The sequence below is a fragment of the Marinobacter xiaoshiensis genome (assembly GCF_031631795.1).
Lineage (GTDB): Bacteria > Pseudomonadota > Gammaproteobacteria > Pseudomonadales > Oleiphilaceae > Marinobacter > Marinobacter xiaoshiensis.
Genome location: NZ_JAVMBO010000017.1, coordinates 328184 through 346002 on the forward strand (window position 1 = coordinate 328184; position 17819 = coordinate 346002).

Annotated in this window: 14 protein-coding genes; 5 read left to right on the forward strand and 9 right to left on the reverse strand. The window is 54.0% G+C overall.

From position 1 onward, the window contains the following. Nucleotides 1-31: 31 nt before the first annotated feature. The 3 genes from RKA07_RS13355 to RKA07_RS13365 form a co-directional block, all read right to left on the reverse strand. On the reverse strand, nt 32-1327 hold the full coding sequence (locus RKA07_RS13355; RefSeq protein ID WP_310966528.1) for a pyridoxal phosphate-dependent aminotransferase: 1296 nt from the start codon (nt 1325-1327) through the stop codon (nt 32-34). A 91-nt stretch (nt 1328-1418) separates the two neighbouring features. Further along, entirely contained in the window at nt 1419-2768 is a 1350-nt protein-coding gene (locus tag RKA07_RS13360; protein ID WP_310966529.1) for a substrate-binding domain-containing protein, read from the reverse strand. Between the two features lie 118 nt (nt 2769-2886). Further along, nucleotides 2887-3201 (reverse strand): DUF3301 domain-containing protein, encoded by a 315-nt coding sequence (locus RKA07_RS13365; RefSeq protein ID WP_200202202.1) that lies wholly within the window; start codon nt 3199-3201, stop codon nt 2887-2889. A 295-nt stretch (nt 3202-3496) separates the two neighbouring features. Here RKA07_RS13365 and RKA07_RS13370 point away from each other — a divergent pair, with 295 nt between their 5' ends. Next, entirely contained in the window at nt 3497-5185 is a 1689-nt protein-coding gene (locus RKA07_RS13370; RefSeq protein WP_310966530.1) for a putative bifunctional diguanylate cyclase/phosphodiesterase, read from the forward strand. A 108-nt stretch (nt 5186-5293) separates the two neighbouring features. On the opposite strand, the gene RKA07_RS13375 is transcribed toward RKA07_RS13370, so the two are convergent. Beyond that, a complete protein-coding gene (locus tag RKA07_RS13375; protein ID WP_200202200.1) occupies nt 5294-8371 on the reverse strand; it encodes an efflux RND transporter permease subunit in 3078 nt (1025 codons plus the stop codon). Beyond that, nucleotides 8371-9480, reverse strand: coding sequence for an efflux RND transporter periplasmic adaptor subunit (locus RKA07_RS13380; RefSeq protein ID WP_310966531.1), 1110 nt, complete (start codon nt 9478-9480; stop codon nt 8371-8373). Before RKA07_RS13380 ends, RKA07_RS13375 begins: the two co-directional genes overlap by 1 nt. A gap of 172 nt (nt 9481-9652) precedes the next feature. On the opposite strand from RKA07_RS13380, the gene RKA07_RS13385 reads away from it, so the two are divergent. Further along, nucleotides 9653-10147 (forward strand): J domain-containing protein, encoded by a 495-nt coding sequence (locus RKA07_RS13385; RefSeq protein ID WP_310966532.1) that lies wholly within the window; start codon nt 9653-9655, stop codon nt 10145-10147. A 3-nt stretch (nt 10148-10150) separates the two neighbouring features. Here RKA07_RS13385 and RKA07_RS13390 read toward each other — a convergent pair whose 3' ends face one another. Continuing rightward, entirely contained in the window at nt 10151-10939 is a 789-nt protein-coding gene (locus tag RKA07_RS13390; protein WP_310966533.1) for a secretin N-terminal domain-containing protein, read from the reverse strand. 366 nt (nt 10940-11305) lie between these two features. On the opposite strand from RKA07_RS13390, the gene RKA07_RS13395 reads away from it, so the two are divergent. Next, nucleotides 11306-12358 carry a 3-deoxy-7-phosphoheptulonate synthase gene (locus tag RKA07_RS13395; RefSeq protein ID WP_200369750.1) on the forward strand — a complete coding sequence of 351 codons (1053 nt, stop codon included), beginning with the start codon at nt 11306-11308 and terminating at the stop codon, nt 12356-12358. On the opposite strand, the gene RKA07_RS13400 is transcribed toward RKA07_RS13395, so the two are convergent. Further along, on the reverse strand, nt 12303-12974 hold the full coding sequence (locus RKA07_RS13400; protein ID WP_200202195.1) for a LysE family transporter: 672 nt from the start codon (nt 12972-12974) through the stop codon (nt 12303-12305). The two genes, RKA07_RS13395 and RKA07_RS13400, sit on opposite strands and share 56 nt — an antisense overlap. A gap of 236 nt (nt 12975-13210) precedes the next feature. On the opposite strand from RKA07_RS13400, the gene RKA07_RS13405 reads away from it, so the two are divergent. Beyond that, entirely contained in the window at nt 13211-14653 is a 1443-nt protein-coding gene (locus RKA07_RS13405; RefSeq protein WP_310966535.1) for a dihydrolipoyl dehydrogenase, read from the forward strand. Between the two features lie 121 nt (nt 14654-14774). Next, a complete protein-coding gene (locus RKA07_RS13410) occupies nt 14775-15248 on the forward strand; it encodes a Dps family protein (protein WP_200369749.1) in 474 nt (157 codons plus the stop codon). 80 nt (nt 15249-15328) lie between these two features. Here RKA07_RS13410 and RKA07_RS13415 read toward each other — a convergent pair whose 3' ends face one another. After that, entirely contained in the window at nt 15329-16453 is a 1125-nt protein-coding gene (locus RKA07_RS13415) for an NAD(P)/FAD-dependent oxidoreductase (protein ID WP_200369748.1), read from the reverse strand. 11 nt (nt 16454-16464) lie between these two features. Beyond that, nucleotides 16465-17802 carry an SAM-dependent methyltransferase gene (locus RKA07_RS13420; RefSeq protein ID WP_200369747.1) on the reverse strand — a complete coding sequence of 446 codons (1338 nt, stop codon included), beginning with the start codon at nt 17800-17802 and terminating at the stop codon, nt 16465-16467. Between the last annotated feature and the right edge of the window lie 17 nt (nt 17803-17819).

Here is a 17819-nt window from a genome sequence, read left to right on the forward strand (position 1 = left end):
AGAGTGAGAGCGCCAGTCTACCACGGCTGGATCAGAGGCTGTTCAGCCAGGCTTCCATCTTGTCCATAGCCTTCACCAGGCGTGGGCACGCCTTTTCGATAAAGTCGTTGCCCAACTCCTGACCTGTCTGGTCTTCACCGGCCAGTTGCAAGGCGTCAGCACCGTCAAAATCAACGAACGCCAAGCGCGCGCCCAAGTGGTCGGGTGCAAACCCGAAGTCGCTGGCAGGCAGAATGGCGACACCGGTGTTCTCCAGTAAAGACTGGCAAAACGCCTGGCTGGTCTTGATGTCTTTTCTTGCAAGCTCGTCCCGGAAGTTGGAGAAGTCCGGGAATACATAGAATGCACCTTCGGGCTTTTGCACAACCGCGCCCATGGCGCTCAGGCGGGAGTGCATGTACTCACCAACCACCTTAAGCACACGGCGGGATTGCTTGAGGTACTCCTCAATGTCATCACCACCGTCAAAAGCAGCGATGGCAGCGTACTGTGTGGGTGCGCTGGTGGAGGTGTAGGTTTCGCTGGCGATGATGGCCATGGCGTCCTGCAGGGCATGCAATTCCTTCGGGAAAATGAAAGTACCCAGTCGCCAGCCGCCTGCGCCCGCCCACTTGCTCAGCCCGGTGCTGATGATGGTGCCTTCCGGGTAGTAGCGGGCGATGGACTTGTGCTTTCCATCAAACTGCACTTCACCATAGATCTCGTCGGAGAGCAGGATTAGCCGGTACTTTCTGGCCACATTGGCAATGGCCAGCAGCTGGTCGTCCGTGTAAGTACAACCGGTTGGGTTGGACGGGTAGTTGAGTATCAGAATGCGCGGACGAGAGGCATCGTCCCGGCAAATGATGTCCAGCTCTTCAGCGGTCAGCTGCCAGTTGTTTTCGGCATGGGTGGGCAGCCAGTGTACTGAACGGCCAATAATGCGTGCCTGGGGCGCATAGGAAACCCAGCTTGGGCGTGGGATAAGCAGGTCGCCGTAGTAGGCCAGCTGCAGAATAAACAGCAGCTCCTTGGAGCCAGGGCCGATCAGAACATCTTCCCAGGTGCACCGCATGCGCTCACTGCGGTTAATGTAACCGGCAATGGATTCACGCAGGCTTTTCAGGCCCTTGACCGGCAAGTAGTCTTTTTCGTGAGCATGGTCTTTAAGAGCATCCACCACGCGCTGGGGAACCGGGAAGGGCGATTGGCCCAGCCCAAGCTTGATGATGTCCTTGCCTTCGGCTTTGAGCTGGTTGCTCAGCTCGTTGATCCGAAGCGTGGCGGAAGGCTGAATGCCTCGAACGTTCAGGTTAATTGCAAAGCGCTGGTCGTTATGAATGTCCATTGTCTCTGTCTGTTGGTTGGGAGTGGCCCCGACAGTATAGGAAACCCAAACATATCTGTGAGCGCTATAAGGATAGGTGATTGCCGAAGTGTCACCTCGCTTGGCGGTCGCGAATCCATACCTCCACTCGCCCATTACGCAGTTGGCCGCTTTTTCCACCTGCCATGCCCACAGGCATATAGTGTCCGTAACCGGTGTAGCGGACATCCCGAACGCCGAAGTCAGCGAGTGCCTTGCGCACAGAAAGCGCCCGCAGTTCCGAGATCATCTGTGCACGTAACTCATCTGTTTGCTGGTCGGCAAAACCGATAAGCATCAGATCATTTGAGGTGAGGCCTTTCTTGCTGAGGAAGTCAGCAATTCGTTGTAAATCTCTCTGCGCCTTGTTGTCCAAAGTAGTCCGCCCCTCAGAGAAGCGGAAGTTGACTGTCAGTCGACTGTAATTCCGTGTTAACACTTTAAAGGTGGGAGGGGTGCTTTCAGCCAGGTCGGGTTTAACTGCAAGCGGGTTTTGGGAAACAAAGCCAGAGGTTGATACAAGGGCCTGACCTTCTTCACTCAACACGAACTCAACAAAGTCCTTCGCAATAGTCGAGGCGGAATTGCCATGGGTGTACATAAACAGGCGCCTGGAGAGCGGGTAGTCTTCACTGGCAACGGTTAGTCTGGAAGGTTTTAGTGCGGGCGCCTGGCCATCAGAAATCGCCAGCACTTTGCTATCGCGAACAGAAGCAAGCCCGGAAAAGCCAATGCCGCCGGGGTCGATGCTGACATCATCCGAGAGTTGGTCATTTGATTCATAACGCCGGGCAGAAGAGTGAAGGGAGTGCGGCTCGCTCAGAACCAGGCTTTTGAAGGTATCCCAAGTCCCGGAGCGATCATCCCGGGCGTACAGGTTGATGTGTCGGTTGGCGCCGCCGACCTCTGACCAGTTGCTGATTTTGCCCGAAAATATTCCGGCCAGAGTATTGATGTCCAGTTGATCGACTGGGTTTGACTGATGAACCAATACCGCGAGGCCGTCTATGGCAACCACATGCTCGCTACCGGAATCCCTCAGGTTGGTTTGCCCGGCCATTTTTTGCACCTCAGCCGGTTTGACGGGGCGGGAGGAGGCCCACACATCTGCCTTTCTTGCCTCCAGTGCTTTGAAACCAGTGCTGGAGCCATGGGCGGCTACCAGGATTCTCAGGGGTGTGCCGCTCTGATTTCCAATCAGGAGTTTCTCATTATCTTTGCCATTGGCAAGAATCCGTACCGGATCGCTACCACGATTTTTCAGGAAGCCTTCAACAAGCAGAGGGGCGAGTTCGGCGCCAATGGTATTGGAACCGTGAATCTCCATACCTTCGGCCTGGATTACAGGTGCATTGAATATCAAAAAAAGGCAGAACACGCCCAACAGGGCGCTCTGCAGATGGAGCGGGTGGTGTTGCAGCATCGTAAAACCTCATAACAACAGATAGTTAGCGTTGCGGGAAGAATGAGGCAGAATTATTACAGGGATGTTTCAGTGATGATCTGAGATGGTTTTAGATCGGGAACTGCAGTTATACAAGTCAGGAAAACCGGTGAGGGTCCAGTTCCATGTGCAGGATGCGCGGGCCAAGCATGACAATCCGGCCGCTGTAGCGCTCTTCACCCGTGGATGTGAAATCGAACAGGAAGCGCCGCCAAACGCGGAGTTGGCCCTGATCATCCCGCTTGAACCAGATCCCCCTGAGATAGATAGCATCATCAAGGAGCATCACGTCCATTGTTTTGCAGTAGCGGTGAGCAGCCTGTAGCACCGAGTCCTTAATGGCCTTGGCACGCCACCAGTACCAGATAGCAAAACCAGCTGTAAACAGCCAGAACAGTGTCCCAAGAGTCATAATAACAACACGATAGTGGCAGATTTCCGAAAGTGATAGCGGGTCGAGTTCCAGCCTACCTTAATTGTGGGTGTTTGGGGAATCACTATGGGGCGGACTGGCTGCAAACCTGCATTGGGAAATTGCTTGCGCCTGTAGAATGGTGAATCGTTGTTCATTTGGTTACTATTTACCATTACAAGGAAGTTCATCCAGCTTACATGCAACACGGAATGTTAAGCGGGCTGCTTCCCTCTAGAGTGAATAGTGCGCAGAAGAGAGCATTGCGGACTGAAGTACCAGGAGCATGTAGTTCATGCAAATTGAGCAGCCGCACGATTTCAGGGCATTGGTGGATCAGTATCCGCGCGCAATCATGATTGCTACCAAAGAGCCCAGAATTACCTACGTAAACCACATGTTCTACTCTGTCACTGGCTACCAGTCTGACGACGTGGTGGGCAAATCCCCTTCGGTTTTGAGTTCCGGGCTTCATACGCCAGAGTTCTACAGAGTTATGTGGCAGTCTCTTGCCAGTGACGGGCGTTGGGAAGGGCTGATCTGGAACCGGAAAAAGAACGGTGAAGACTACCCACAGTGGCTCAGTATTTACGCCATGGAAGACAACGGCCAGCATGTGTATGTCGGAATGTTTATGGATATGGGCGAGAGAGCAGGGGCAGATGAGCGCCTGGCCTCACTTGCCTATTATGACCCGCTTACGGAACTACCTAACCGCTCGTTATTCAAGGAGTTCCTGAACGCTCGCGTCAGCCAGCACAGACGGGGTGAAGCCTGCTTCGCTGTTCTGTTTGTTAATCTCGATTTTTTCAAAATGATCAATAGCTTGCATGGCCACGAACGTGGCGATGGTGTGCTGAAGCAGGCGGCAAGCTGCATCCAGAGTGTTGTGGGCAAGGATGACATAGTAGCCCGGCTTTCAGGTGATGAATTTGCCGTCATTGTGGAGCTTCAGCAATACAGCATGCTGCATGAGATATGCGAGCGCATGATTCAGGCGTTTCGTGCCCCCGTGATTGTTGGCGAGCGTGAGTGTTTCATCTCGGCATCTGCAGGGGCTGCGGTATATCCGGTACATGGTGAAAATGGTACAGAACTTCTGCAAAAGGCAGATCGTGCCATGCACATGGCCAAACTGGCAGGGCGCTCGTGTTATCGCATTTACAGTGAAGAGGACGACGAGAAAGGCCGCCGTGAGCATGAGCTTTCTGAAGCTCTGACGGTTTCGCTTAAAACCGCATCTGACGAGTTTTATGTGGTTTACCAGCCACAGTACGACCTCTGCTCAGGGCAGGTTGTGGGAGTTGAGGCCTTGTTGCGCTGGGAACACCCGGCGTTCGGGCCTGTGTCCCCCGGCGATTTTATTCCGTTGGCGGAACGCCGTGGTCAGATTCATGAAATCACCCAGCAGCTGGTGCGCGGCATTATGGGGGATTTACGGGATGCACGCCCGGCGTTGCAGGGCAGGCCTGGCCTGGCAATCAACATATCTGCGCGCCAGATCACGGATGCCCGGTTGGGCTTAGCGATAGGCCCTTTATTTGATCGTATTCGTGAACTCGGCTGGCGCCCGGAAATAGAGATCACAGAGACCCATGTGATGAACCTTTCTGACCAATGCCTGGAAACACTGAGAGCGTTGCGTGAGCAGGGGGTCGGGATAGCGATTGATGATTTTGGAACCGGTTATTCATCGCTGGCGTATCTGCAAAACCTGCCAGTGCAAGTTCTCAAGATTGATCGCCAGTTCATTAGCAGTCTTGGCGGCCAAAGTGGTGGTTCACAGATTGTAACGGCGATTCTGGGAATAGCCGAGGCGCTAGATCTTGATGTGGTTGCAGAAGGTGTCGAAACCCAGGCGCAGTATGAGGAACTATGTGAGTTGAAGTGTCAGCGTGGGCAGGGCTTTTTGATGGCCCGGCCGCAGCGTTGGCAACAAGTACAAGACATAATTGCTGATCCCTATCGTAGTAGCCCTGCTTGAGCTTTAGCCAATACCGGCGCTTGGCCATTCTTCTCTTATAAAAGCCTTTCATAAAAAAACCCGGCTCACCGTTCAGTGAGCCGGGTTTTCCTACTTATCCGCTACCCGTCAGGACGTCACGGGCAGGGGTTTTGGATCACCATCCTGTTGGTCTTTACCTTCGTTGTGATCACGCGCCAGCAGAATGTAGAACGCTGGCAGCACGAAAACAGTGAACAGTGTGCCAATGCCCAGGCCGGCACAGATGGTCAGGCCGATAGCAAAGCGGCTTTCTGCGCCTGGGCCAGCGGCCAGCAACAGAGGCACCATGGCAAAGATCAACGCCAGCGAGGTCATGATGATTGGGCGCAAGCGAATGGCCGCTGCCTCAATAACAGCATCCGTTTTGTTCATGCCTTTGTCTTTCTGCAGCAGGTTGGCGAACTCTACAATAAGTATGCCGTTCTTGGAGACAACCCCGATCAGGGTAATCAAGCCTACCTGCGTATAGATATTCATGGTCGCAAAGCCAAGTACGATAAACGCCATTGCGCCGGCGATCGACATGGGAACCGAAACCAGGATGATGAACGGGTCGCGCCAGCTCTCAAACTGCGCCGCAAGCACCAGATAGATGACCAGTAGCGACAGGAAGAAAGTAACAACCAGTGCGCTGCCTTGAGTGGCCAGCTGTCGGCTTTGACCGGTGTAGTCGTAAGTGAAGCCCAGAGGGAACACTTCGTCAGCGGTTTGTTCCATGAAGTCCATGGCTGTACCCGCAGCGACACCTGGCATAACCACGCCCTGCAGAGTGAGGGAGTTCTGCTGGTTGAACTGTGTGCGGTTGGACGGCTCAACATCGTGGGTGAAGCTCACAACGCTGCCCAGTGGCACCAGATCGCCCTTGCCGGTACGAATGTAATAGTCGTTCAGCGCCTGCTCATCCAGGCGGAACTTCTGATCCACCTGCGGGATGACCTGATAGGAGCGGCCTTCCATGCTGAAACGGTTGATATAACCGCCACCCAGCATACTGGAAAGCGACTGCCCTACGTCCTGCATTGATAGCCCGAGATCGGCAACCCGGTCGCGATCCACGTTGATACGCGTAACCGGACGGTCGAAGTTGATGGATTTTTGCAGGAACATAAAGTTGCCGCTGGCCATTGCCTTGCCCAGCATCTCGTCGGCCACCTGGTCGAGCTGCTCATAGCTGCTACCTGTGGTGATCACGAACTGGAACGGCAAACCGCCACCAGATCCGGGAAGCGCGGGAGGCGCAAATGCTGCGGTTTGCAGTCCTGTTACTTTCTTGAGGGCAGCATCAAGCTGTGGCTGAACCTCAAACTGGCTCACGTCACGCTTGCTCCAAGGTTCCATTTTGAAACCACCGAATACGGCGTTGGGTGCGGTTATGCCCACGATCATAAAGTCTTCAGCATAACCCGGGGTCGCAGCCAGGCGGCCCTGTACTTCCTCACCATGCTCAAGCAAGTAGTCTAGCGTGGCTGTCTGGGGCCCAAGACCCTGGTAGAACAGAATGCCCTGATCTTCAGTGGGCGCCAGCTCGTTTTGGCTCATCATGGCCATGAAGTAGATGGAGCCCAGGACAATCAGTGCAAAGAACACCACAACGGATTTGGTTTCCATCAGAGAGCCAAGGGCCGACTTATAGCCAGAAGCAATGCCGTTAAACGTGCGTTCTACCAGTTTTTCAAACTTGCCGGGGTTGCCGTGGGGCTTGAGTACCATGCCAGAAAGCATGGGAGACAGCGTCAGGGCAACGATGCCTGAAACAACGACCGTGCCCGCAAGGGTGAAGGCGAATTCAGTAAACAGAGAGCCCACAAGGCCGCCCATGAACCCGATGGGTGCGTAAACGGCTACCAGGGTGGTGGTCATTGCAATGATTGGCACGGCCATCTCACGGGCACCGTGTAGTGCTGCCTCATACCGCGATTCACCCGCTTCAATATGCCTGTGTACGTTCTCTACCATGATGATGGCGTCGTCCACCACCAGGCCAATGGCCAGAACCATGGACAGTAATGTGAGCAGGTTCAGCGAGAACCCGAACATCAACATGATAAAGGCACCGCCAATCAACGACAGCGGCACGGCGACCGAAGGAACGATTGAAGCACGAATTGAGCCCAGGCAAAGGAAAACCACCACAAGCACAATACCCATGGCTTCAAGCAGGGTACGGATGACCTCGTTTATGGAGTCTTCAATAAAGTCTGACGCGTCATAGGCCAGGCGCACATCCAAATCGCCTGGCAACTGGCTTTTGATTTCGGGGAGGTCGCCTTTAACCAAATCAGCCACGGTTAGCGGGTTGGCGCCGGGCGCCAGTTCGATAGCGACATAGGTTGCCGGCTGTCCTTTATACAGGGCCAGCGAGCTGTAGGTTTCTGATCCCAGCTCTACTCGGGCAATGTCCTGTAGGCGAATCTGGGTGTCATTAACCTGTTTGACCACCAGATTTCGGAACTCGTTCGGGTCCGCCACATCTGTGTCACTGGTCATGCTGACTTCGGTATAGGTGCCCTTGGTGTTGCCAACAGCGGCCTGATAGTTGTTCGCGCGCAGCTTGGCGACCACTTCCTGGGGCGTCATGTCAACAGCTGCAAGGCGTTCCGGGTCGAGCCAGACCCTCAAAGCAAACTTACGGCCAAGGAGTTGTGCCTTACCTACGCCCGAGAGTGCCTGAAGCCTGGGTTGAACCACCCGGGTCAGGTAATCGGTAATCTGCGGTACGGCCATTTCCGAGCTGTAAAAGGCAATGTACATCAGGGCCGTGGAGTCACCGGTGGTAGAGGTAATAACCGGGTCTTGGGCGTCTGCAGGAAGCACGTTACGCTGGCTGGCGACTTTTGCCTGAATTTCAGCAAGAGCTGCGTTGGCGTCGTAGTTCAACTCCATCTTGGCTTCAATGGTCGACACGCCCTGAGAGCTGGTAGAGGTCAGGTAGTCGATGCCGCTTGCTTCGGCGATTGCCTGTTGCAGCGGTGTGGTAATGAAGCCCTGGATGAGGTCTGAGCTGGCGCCAGGATAGGCTGTTGTAACCGTAACCGTTGTACTTTCGAGCTCCGGGTATTGCCGGATCTCCATTTCCATGGCGGCACGGGCACCGAGCAGCAGGATAAGTAGGCTAACCACCGTCGCCAATACGGGACGATGGATGAAAATGTCGGTGAATCGCATTACTCAGATGCCTCCTGCGGCTGCTTTTCCTGACCTTCGTCCTGAATCTTGACCTTCTGGCCTGCACGGAGTCTCAGCAATCCTTTGGAAACTACTTTCTCGCCAGCTTCGAGGCCGGAGAGAATAGCCACATAGGTGTCTCGGGTTTGACCTGTGGAGACGCTGCGGCGATTGACCGTCAATTCACCTTCGTCATTTTCTTCAATAACAAATACGAAATCACCGTAGGTGTTGTAAGACACAGCTGTGCGGGGCACGGTCACCACTTCGTTATCGTTTGGCTGCAGGGTCTGAATGGTTGCAAACATGCCTGGCCGCAGCAGTTTCTGCGGATTGCTCAGGGTGGCGCGCACACGCACGGTGCGGGTTTCCGGATTCACCGAGGTATTGATGGCGCTGACCTTACCCTCAAATTCCTGTTCAGGAACTGCAGCAACGGTCGCGACAACAGAATAGCCTCGGGCAACACCCTGCAAGTTCTTTTCAGAGAGAGTGAAGTCGACGTAGATCGGGTCAAGCATGTTAATTTCGACAATCGGCGTGCCTGTGGGAATGTATTCGCCCTGGTCCACCATACGAATGCCCAGAGTACCGTTAAAGGGTGCTCTGATAATCTTCTTGCTCAGTTGCGCTTCAGCTTCATTTACACGTGCCGAAGCGGCATCAAAGTTCGCCTTGGATTCATCATACTGGGACTGTGACACGGCACGTTTTGGCAGCAGATCGGAGATGCGCTTGAACTCTTGCTCAGCCAACTGTGCTTCTGCACGGCGGGTGCGCACCGCTGCTTCATCAATTGCGGTGTTAAGGCGAATGAGTATATCGCCCTGTTTTACGACGTCGCCAGACTCAAAGTTAATGGTTTCGATAACGCCCGGCATCTCATTCGCCACCTCTATGCCATTTACCGCCTTGATGCTGCCTACCGCTTTGATCGACGGTGTCCAGCTTTCAGTGCGGGCGACAGTGGCAGCGATTTCTGCAGGCGGTTGGGGTTTGGACAGCATTTCTCCCATTTGGCCGAACTGGTAAAACTTGTAGCCGAAGATGCCACCAAGCACCACGCCAAGGAAAATAATTGCGATCAGGAAGCGGGAAGCAGTGCGCATAATTCTGGTCCTGGAAATCTCTGTTTGGATGCGGGAAGGATTGATTCGCGACAAAACATAGCATGCTACAAAATTCCGCGTGCTGTTGTCACCGGTTTGTAGGTACTTTTGACGAACATTGTCGTTACACTAGGTGCCAGAATTACGTTCTTTTAGCGGCAAGGGATCATTCATGCATTGGATATTGGGAATTGCGCTGGCGGCAGCCGTCTTTGTAATTCTGAAACAGTGGGGCAGATTGTCTGCGGAAAAGAAGAAAGCCGCAACCTGGAAGCTCGTACTTATTGTTGGCGGGGTGTTTCTGCTTGTAATGGTTTTAACCGGCCGGGTGCATGTGCTGACAGCCTCCGTTGCAGCACTGATCCCGTTGCTGCGTAAATTGCCCGAGCTTGCCCGTTTCTTTCCGGCGCTTAATCGCCTGTTTACCGGAAAGGATAGTGTCGGGCCAAATGCAGATCACGCCGGGGCCGGGCAAACGCCAGGTAATGGCATGACAGAGCGAGAGGCTTGCGAAATACTGGGTGTTACAATGGCTTGCTCAAAAGAGGATGTTGTTTTGGCGCACCGCCGCCTCATACAGAAGCTGCACCCGGATCGCGGCGGGAGCGATTATCTGGCCGCAAAAATCAACGAAGCCAAAAGTGTATTACTGCGTACCAGGGAGTGAAGGTTAGTGGATGACGTCGACCTTGACTTCAAAGCTGCGATTATCAGACCGGCTACTATTCACGCTGTAAGCAATGCCTGATTGCCTGCTGGTAGATTCCGTTGACGTGCTGCCAAGGGAAATCCACTGTCCAGGCTCTACTCTGCGAATGGTGACAACTGCTTGAGTATCATAACCCTTCAGTTCGGCAGGGTCGGCCTCGAAAGACACAATGTTCAGTTCCACCGAGCGATCTGAAATCACCTGTGGGCTAACCACGAACCCACTGCGCGTTTCTACCTGGGTCAAAATAGCGGCAGGGTTTCGGCCACCGCGCACTGCGAAGGGCAGGGTGCGTACCTGGCCTGAGCTGATATGAGCAGACTGCCCATCCATAACCACAAGGCTTCTTTCCCGGGAGCCGCCGGTGCTGGTAACCTTGTGCTCTGCGGTTACGCCAATTTCGTTGCGTGTTGAGGTAACACCAGCGCCGGAGCGCTTGCCGCCAATATCTTCTGTAGACCGCACAGTGATTCGGAGTTGTGCAGGGGCCACATCGAGTGTGTCAATCAGGGTTGCTATTTCATCCAGCAGTTGCTGTTCGCCGCGGATAACCAGCTGTTGGTCCCGGGTGGTAATAGAGATGGGCTCACCCTGGTAGAGCTCCCTTACCTGGCTGGCAACGTCTGTCGCGGGCCGGTTTTTGAGCTGATAAGCCCGGGATTCAGCGTGTGCAGTGCCAGCTCCGGAAAAAAGTACAAGCGCAGTTATAAAAAGGAGCAGGAAGCTGAGATTCCTTGATTTCAGTGCCATAGCTGGTTCCCATCCTTCTGATAAAGCCGGTTTGTTTGTTAAATAATCCGGTTTACGGGTTGCCAAGTTGAAAACCCGGGGTATATATTGATAAGCATGAAGACGACACAAGCGATCTGTCAATTGAATGTTTTGCAAGCTTTCGGCCAAAAACCGTTGGCGGCAGTCGCTGCTGTATTTTTTTGGTGGTTTGGTTATGGCTTTTATTATAGCCAGAGCCAGGGCCGCCCATAACATCTTCAAAAAACGAACAACGAGGATGGCAGCCCGGCGAAAAAACCAGGCTGCCGTCGGAATCAAAAAAGCCCCGACTGTAGCCCAGCCGGGGCTTTTTTGATTCTGAAGCAAGGAAACGGGAACACAGACATGAACATGCCTTTAAACACTGTTGGGGAACGTCAGATGCAGAGTGCCGCCGCAACACATCGGCAGGAAACTGCATTACCAACGCCGGCTGAGCTGCGCCAGCGCCTGCCTGTCGATGAGCGACTTGCCCGGCAGGTGGGCAGGCACCGGCAAGCTGTGCGGGATATTTTACACGGCTCAGACGAGCGCACGCTGATTGTAGTGGGACCTTGCTCGGTTCACGATGAGGTAGCCGCGCTGGAGTATGGTGAAAAACTCAAAGTTCTGGCCGATGCGCTCAGCGACCGTTTTCTGATTGTGATGCGAGCCTACCTGGAGAAGCCAAGAACGACAGTAGGCTGGAAGGGGTTGCTGTACGATCCCGAACGCACGGGATCGGGCGACCTTAACGAAGGTTTGCTGCGCTCGCGCCGCCTGCTTCTGAATCTGGCCGAGATGGGATTGCCGCTTGCCACAGAAGCGCTGAGTCCCTTTGCCATGGACTATCTGGGCGATCTCGTAAGCTGGACGGCGATTGGAGCCCGCACCACTGAATCCCAGATTCACCGTGAAATGGTTAGCGGCTTGCCCATGCCTGCCGGGTTCAAGAATGGTACCGATGGCGGGATCAGCGTGGCTATCAACGCGATGCAGTCTGGTGCTCATCCGCATCACCACTTGGGCGTATCCAGCCACGGAACACCGGTTATGGTCAGCACTCGTGGTAACCCGGACACTCACCTTGTGTTGCGTGGCGGCCGTGGCATCACCAATTATGACGAACAGAGCATTCAGCATGCCACGAAGAGTTTGTCTGATGCCGGCCTGTGTGCCGCAATCATGGTGGATTGCAGTCACGATAATGCCTGTAAGCAGGCTGAGCGACAGATCGACGTAGCCCGTGAAGTGATGCGCCAGAAGCATGCGGGTTCTGCAGGTATTCGGGGCCTGATGCTGGAAAGCTTTTTGGAGGCCGGCCGGCAAAATGATGGCGACGACCTGCGTTATGGCTGTTCTATTACTGACCCATGCCTGAGCTGGGATCAGACGGAGGCTCTGCTCCGCTCACTGTAGAGAGCAAAAGCTGGCCAGCTAACAGCAGCAGCACACCGCCCATGAGCCGGTCCAGCCAGTGGCCAAAGCGGTTAAAGTTTTTGCGCACGGCAGGCAGCGTGAAAAACACAGCAACCAGGGTGAACCAAAGCCCGGTTGCCAGCGCCATATAAGCGCCGTATCCGGCCTGCACAGCAACAGGTGTGCCTGGGCTTATGATCACCGAGAATAGCGAGACAAAGAACAACGTAGCCTTTGGGTTCAGGGCATTGGTCAGAAAACCAAGCCTCAGAGCAGCAAGTCCTGTCTGTTGAGAGCTGTTTTTTGTGTCCACGTAAACCCCACCTTCCTGGGCTCTCAGGCACTGCACAGCGATCCAGGTGAGGTAGAGCGCACCTGCAATTTTGAGAATGGTGAACAACAAGATCGACTGCTGGATGATCAAGCCAATACCCAGCAGTGAATAGCTGACGTGCACCAGAATACCGACCCCGATGCCGGCTGCGGTGAGCAGCGCATTTCTCCGGCTCTGGCACAGGGCCTGCCTCAGCATTACAGCAAAATCCGGCCCCGGGCTTGCAACAGCGAGCAGGTGAACGAGTGCCACAGTAAAGAATTCCGGCCAGTAACTGTTCATACGCAAATTTCTCTCTGGGTTCTTTGTATCTGGACTAGGCTGTATCAGGCATTGGCGCAAAGGCTTGTGGGGAATCAGAGTGTGTCAGAACCTTTGCAAGCCTGTCAGCATAAATCCAGCCGTCGGTTTTTTCACGTACCGAATAAAATAATTCCGGCTTCTATACTGGTGTCATCACGATAGGAAATTTCACCCACGTTCCCGGCTCCCGGGAATAACGGTCTGGAGACTGTTTTATGGAAAAGCGAGAAGTTGACGTTGCCATTATTGGTGCAGGTACGGCGGGAATGGTTGCCTACAGTCGTGTGCGAAAGGTCACTGATAAAGTAGTGCTAATTGAGGGTGATCAGTATGGCACTACCTGTGCTCGAGTGGGTTGCATGCCGAGTAAACTGCTACTGGCCGCTGCAGACAGCGCATATCAGATGGCACACGCAGGCCAGTTTGGAGTATCCCCAGGCAAAATTTCAGTGGATGGCAAGCAGGTTATGGAGCGGGTTCGTTCGGAACGTGACCGCTTTGTTGCTTCGGTTATTCGCACAGTGGAGGCGTTCTCCGAGGAGCATAAGATTATGGGCCACGCACGTTTTGCTGGGCCCAACCGGCTCATCGTAGACAACAAAATCGAAATTAGCGCTCAGCGCATTATCATCGCAACCGGTTCCCGCCCGAATATTCCGGGCTTTCTGAAAGAAGCAAAAGATCGTCTGGTGATAAATGACGATATTTTCGATTGGCAGGACTTGCCAGAGTCTGTGGTGGTTTTCGGGCCGGGTGTGATCGGGCTGGAGTTGGGCCAGGCGCTCAGTCGCCTGGGTGTTCGGGTACGCATGTTCGGAGTGGGCGGCGCTGTGGGCCCGATTCAGGATGACAGTATTCGAGAGTATGCGCTCAAACGCTTCAATGAAGAGTTTCCCCTGGACCCGGATGGCGACGTGAAGCGGGTCGAGCGTGTGGATGGTGGAGTGGCCGTTACATTTAGCGATGGTGATGCGGGCGAGAAAACCGAAACCTTTGAGTACCTGCTCGCGGCCACGGGCCGCAGACCCAACGTAGATAACCTGGATATACAGAATGCGGATATAGAGCTGGATGACAGGGGCATGCCTTTGTTCGATGCGCACACACTGCGTTGCGGCCAGAGCCATATCTTTATTGCCGGGGATGCCAACAACAATTTGCCGCTGCTGCACGAAGCCGCAGATGAAGGGCGAATTGCCGGAAATAACGCGGCGTCTTACCCGGAGGTAAGGGCCGGTAAGCGAAGCACGCCCCTTGCAGTTGTGTTTACCGACCCCCAGATAGCCAGTGTGGGCTTAACAATCAATGAGGTGGACAAGCGCTGTGGAGGCTGCTTCGCAGTTGGCGAAGTGTCCTTTGAAAACCAGGGCCGGAGTCGGGTGATTGGTAAGAACCGAGGCCTGCTTCGAGTCTACGCCGAGCATGGCAGTGGGTTGTTCATGGGGGCTGAGATGTTTGGCCCGGCAGCGGAGCACATTGCACACCTCTTGGCCTGGTCGGTACAGCGGCGGTTGACGGTCAGTGAAATGCTGGAAATGCCGTTTTACCACCCGGTTATTGAAGAAGGAGTTAGAACGGCGCTCAGAGATCTGAATCAGAACCTCAACATTGGGCCGGTTCCAGAGGGTGATTGCACGGATTGCGGCCCTGGTGTCTAGGTTTTCTGCCGGGGATTGATTCCCGCTATGGCGTGTATGCGATAAGTTAACTTCACGCACACCTGAAGCCTTGGTTATATTGGTTTCAGGTTCGAATTAACAGCCACGAAGGAGATGTACGATGACTAAGAACTTTATTGGTCTGGATAAAGAAAAAACAGTAAAACTGTCCGACTCTCTTAATGATCTGCTGTCCAACTACCAGATTTTTTATATGAACGTGCGCGGTTATCACTGGAATATCAAAGGCGATAACTTTTTTGAGTTGCATGTGAAATTTGAGGAGTTGTACGACGATCTTCTGCTCAAGATTGATGAAATTGCAGAGCGCGTTCTTACGCTTGGGCACCGTCCTTCCCACGCATATAGCACCTACATTGAGCGCTCCGAAATCCCGGAGCAGAAAGACGTTGCTGATGGCAAAACGGCCATGAACAATATCGTCGACAGTTTTGCCAAGCTGATTGGCAAACAGCGGGATTTGCTGAATCTTGCGGGCGATGCTCAAGATGAAGGCACAGTGGCACTGATGAGCGATTACATATCCCAGCAGGAAAAAACGGTCTGGATGTATCGCAGTTACCTGGGGCACTAAACTCAGGAAGCAGTTACGAGGCGGCCAATCGGCCGCCTTTTTTATGCCTGATCTTTTGATACCCGCCTACAGTGCGAGTATCACGAGTTTGCAGCCAAGGCTGGTAGCTCCTGGTGCAGGAACCACTTTTCAGTCACTACCTTGCGTGTAAACCAGTGCGAACGCATCAAAGTGCCTGCCAGAGGCATTTTGATCCAGTCCGGCACCTGAAAACCCTCCTCGGTAACAGATCGTCGGTGCCCAAAGCGCGCTGCTATGGCATCGCCATAGGCCTGCAAGGTGGTAGCAGAGAAATCCTGTGCGTGCCGGATAACGTCAGCTGCCAGCAATGCGGACTCAATGGCTGGGCGAATCCCTTCACCACTTTGGGTATAGGCAAGCCCAGCCGCATCGCCAATCAGGAGCAGACCATCGTCTACCAGCGCTCGTGCGGCATGATCATAAAGCAAATAAGCGTGCCCCTTGAAGCGACCGGGCAAGTCGGAAGGAATCCTGCCCGTTGTTTTCATGGTCTCGACAAAATCCTGTAAATGTTCGGTCAGTTTGTGATTATCCTCGCGCCCAAGGCCAATGTTCAGAAAATTGCCCTTACGAAATACCCAGGCGTAACCTTTGAGGTCTTTGCAAAACCAGAGCTCGGGTGTGTCTCCCCGGGCTTCGCAGGCTTTGGCCTGCTCCGGAGTCATTTCGAATTCGATTTCCTTGGCGGCCACGACAGTTTCATGGCCTCCCGGGCCATCACCAATCAGCCTCGCAACCGGGCAGAAGTGCCCGCCGGCACCCACCAGTAATGGGGCACTGAAGGCGTTATTGATCAGCCAGTTATCATCCTTTCGAACAATGCTTTTTACGGGTGTGCCGAGTTGCTTTGGCACGCTGGTTCTCGCCAGAAGATAATCGTCAAACTCACAGCGCCGGATACCATAGCTGATGGTGCTGCCATGATCGTTTTCCACTGCCGGCTGCCCCATCATCCCAATTCGAAAACGGCGTATCGGTTGAAGCGTTCGGGCATTGCCGTACTCAGCCAAATCAATGTCGAGGGCATCAATGACTGCAGGGGTTACCCAGCCGGCGCAGGTTTTGTCCCGAGGGAAATCCTGCTTATCAATCAGCAGAATACGCTTGCCACTATTTTCCAGAGATTTGGCCAGAGTCGACCCCGCCGGGCCGGCACCAATTATAATCAGGTCATAGGATTCCATAGCCGGTAACCTCAAGCGTTTTCGGGGGCAGCGGGGAAGTGGTACAAGTCCTGTCGAGTTTTGGGCAGCTGGTGGTTGTCGCCGTGGGTGAATACAACCTGGAAAAGCTGCAGCGAACCTGCCCGAAAGGCGGCAATGGAACCGGCCAGATACATTCGCCAGGCGCGGGTGAAGTGCTCGTCGTACATGTCAGTGATGTTTGCTTCGACTGTATTGAAGCGCTCCAGCCACTCACTGAGAGTTTCGGCATAGTGAAGGCGGAGGTTTTCTACATCGAGTACGGAAAAACTGCTGTGCTCACACAGCGCCATGATTTCGCCAATGCTCGGGGGATAGGCCCCGGGGAAAATGCGCTTTTCAATCCAGGCGTTCATCAGCATGGGCGTGTTTCGACCGATGCTGTGAAGCAACGCCATGCCATTGGGGCTGAGCGTGCGTTTTATCAGTTCAGATAACTCCAGGTAGTTCTCCTTGCCTACGTGTTCCAGCATGCCCACCGAAACGAACGCATCATATTGTCCCCGGATGTTTCTGTAGTCGTCTTCAATGTACTCAATCTGGCTTTCCAGCCCTTGCTGGCGCGCCTGTTCGCGAGCATAGGCGATCTGCTCCCTGGAAATATTGTAGGCATGAACGGTTACCCCATAGTTTCGAGCCATGTAGCGTGCAAGCCCTCCCCAGCCACAGCCGGCTTCAACCACGGTCATGCCCGGTTTGAGCCTGAGTTTTCTGCATACATGTTCCATCTTTGCCAGTTGAGCCTGCTCCAAACTCAGTTCTGGCCGCTCGTAGTAGGCGCAGGTGTACTGCATTTCGGCCTTATCCAGCCAGAGCTGATAGAAGTCATTACCCAGATCATAATGGTGGTGAATATTGTCTCGAGCTTCCATCAGGCCTGTTGAGCGGGGGGTGTGGTTTCGCCATAAGGCTTCAAGCCATCTTGGCCATTTCTGTCGGGCTTGGTGGATAGCCTGATAGATAGTAACCATTAGCTCTGGCAGATCGCCTTCTACATCCAGTCGGCCCGCGCTGTAAAGGTCGCCAAAGGCCAGGTTGGGGTTGGTAACCAGAGCATAGAGCGCCTTCGGGTCTGCAAGCCTTATGGTAAACCGGGCCGGCTGGTCCGATGGCTCAATCACATCGCTATTCCATAGCTGAAAGCGAATCGGGGGAGACCCTGCCATACGCATCAGCTTGGCGACAAGCCAGCGCTCATGGGTATGGGGTGCGCGCTCTACGTGGGTATTCTGTAAAGGAAGGTTGAGGACATGGCGTTGATTTGAGTGTTCGTTAAGCCCAGTGGCTTGAGCACTCCTTTTGGTGCTCTTTTGGGCACTGTTCTGGTTCACGGACTTTTCCTCTTTTA

Excerpts from the sequence above, each read along its gene's own strand:
- RKA07_RS13405 (WP_310966535.1), top strand. The coding sequence starts at position 13,211 with ATGGAAAAGCGAGAAGTTGACGTTGCCATTATTGGTGCAGGTACGGCG.
- RKA07_RS13375 (WP_200202200.1), bottom strand. The coding sequence starts at position 8,371 with ATGCGATTCACCGACATTTTCATCCATCGTCCCGTATTGGCGACGGTG.
- RKA07_RS13400 (WP_200202195.1), bottom strand. The coding sequence starts at position 12,974 with ATGAACAGTTACTGGCCGGAATTCTTTACTGTGGCACTCGTTCACCTG.
- RKA07_RS13390 (WP_310966533.1), bottom strand. The coding sequence starts at position 10,939 with ATGGCACTGAAATCAAGGAATCTCAGCTTCCTGCTCCTTTTTATAACT.
- RKA07_RS13395 (WP_200369750.1), top strand. The coding sequence starts at position 11,306 with ATGAACATGCCTTTAAACACTGTTGGGGAACGTCAGATGCAGAGTGCC.
- RKA07_RS13415 (WP_200369748.1), bottom strand. The coding sequence starts at position 16,453 with ATGGAATCCTATGACCTGATTATAATTGGTGCCGGCCCGGCGGGGTCG.
- RKA07_RS13380 (WP_310966531.1), bottom strand. The coding sequence starts at position 9,480 with ATGCGCACTGCTTCCCGCTTCCTGATCGCAATTATTTTCCTTGGCGTG.
- RKA07_RS13355 (WP_310966528.1), bottom strand. The coding sequence starts at position 1,327 with ATGGACATTCATAACGACCAGCGCTTTGCAATTAACCTGAACGTTCGA.
- RKA07_RS13365 (WP_200202202.1), bottom strand. The coding sequence starts at position 3,201 with ATGACTCTTGGGACACTGTTCTGGCTGTTTACAGCTGGTTTTGCTATC.
- RKA07_RS13360 (WP_310966529.1), bottom strand. The coding sequence starts at position 2,768 with ATGCTGCAACACCACCCGCTCCATCTGCAGAGCGCCCTGTTGGGCGTG.
- RKA07_RS13370 (WP_310966530.1), top strand. The coding sequence starts at position 3,497 with ATGCAAATTGAGCAGCCGCACGATTTCAGGGCATTGGTGGATCAGTAT.
- RKA07_RS13410 (WP_200369749.1), top strand. The coding sequence starts at position 14,775 with ATGACTAAGAACTTTATTGGTCTGGATAAAGAAAAAACAGTAAAACTG.
- RKA07_RS13385 (WP_310966532.1), top strand. The coding sequence starts at position 9,653 with ATGCATTGGATATTGGGAATTGCGCTGGCGGCAGCCGTCTTTGTAATT.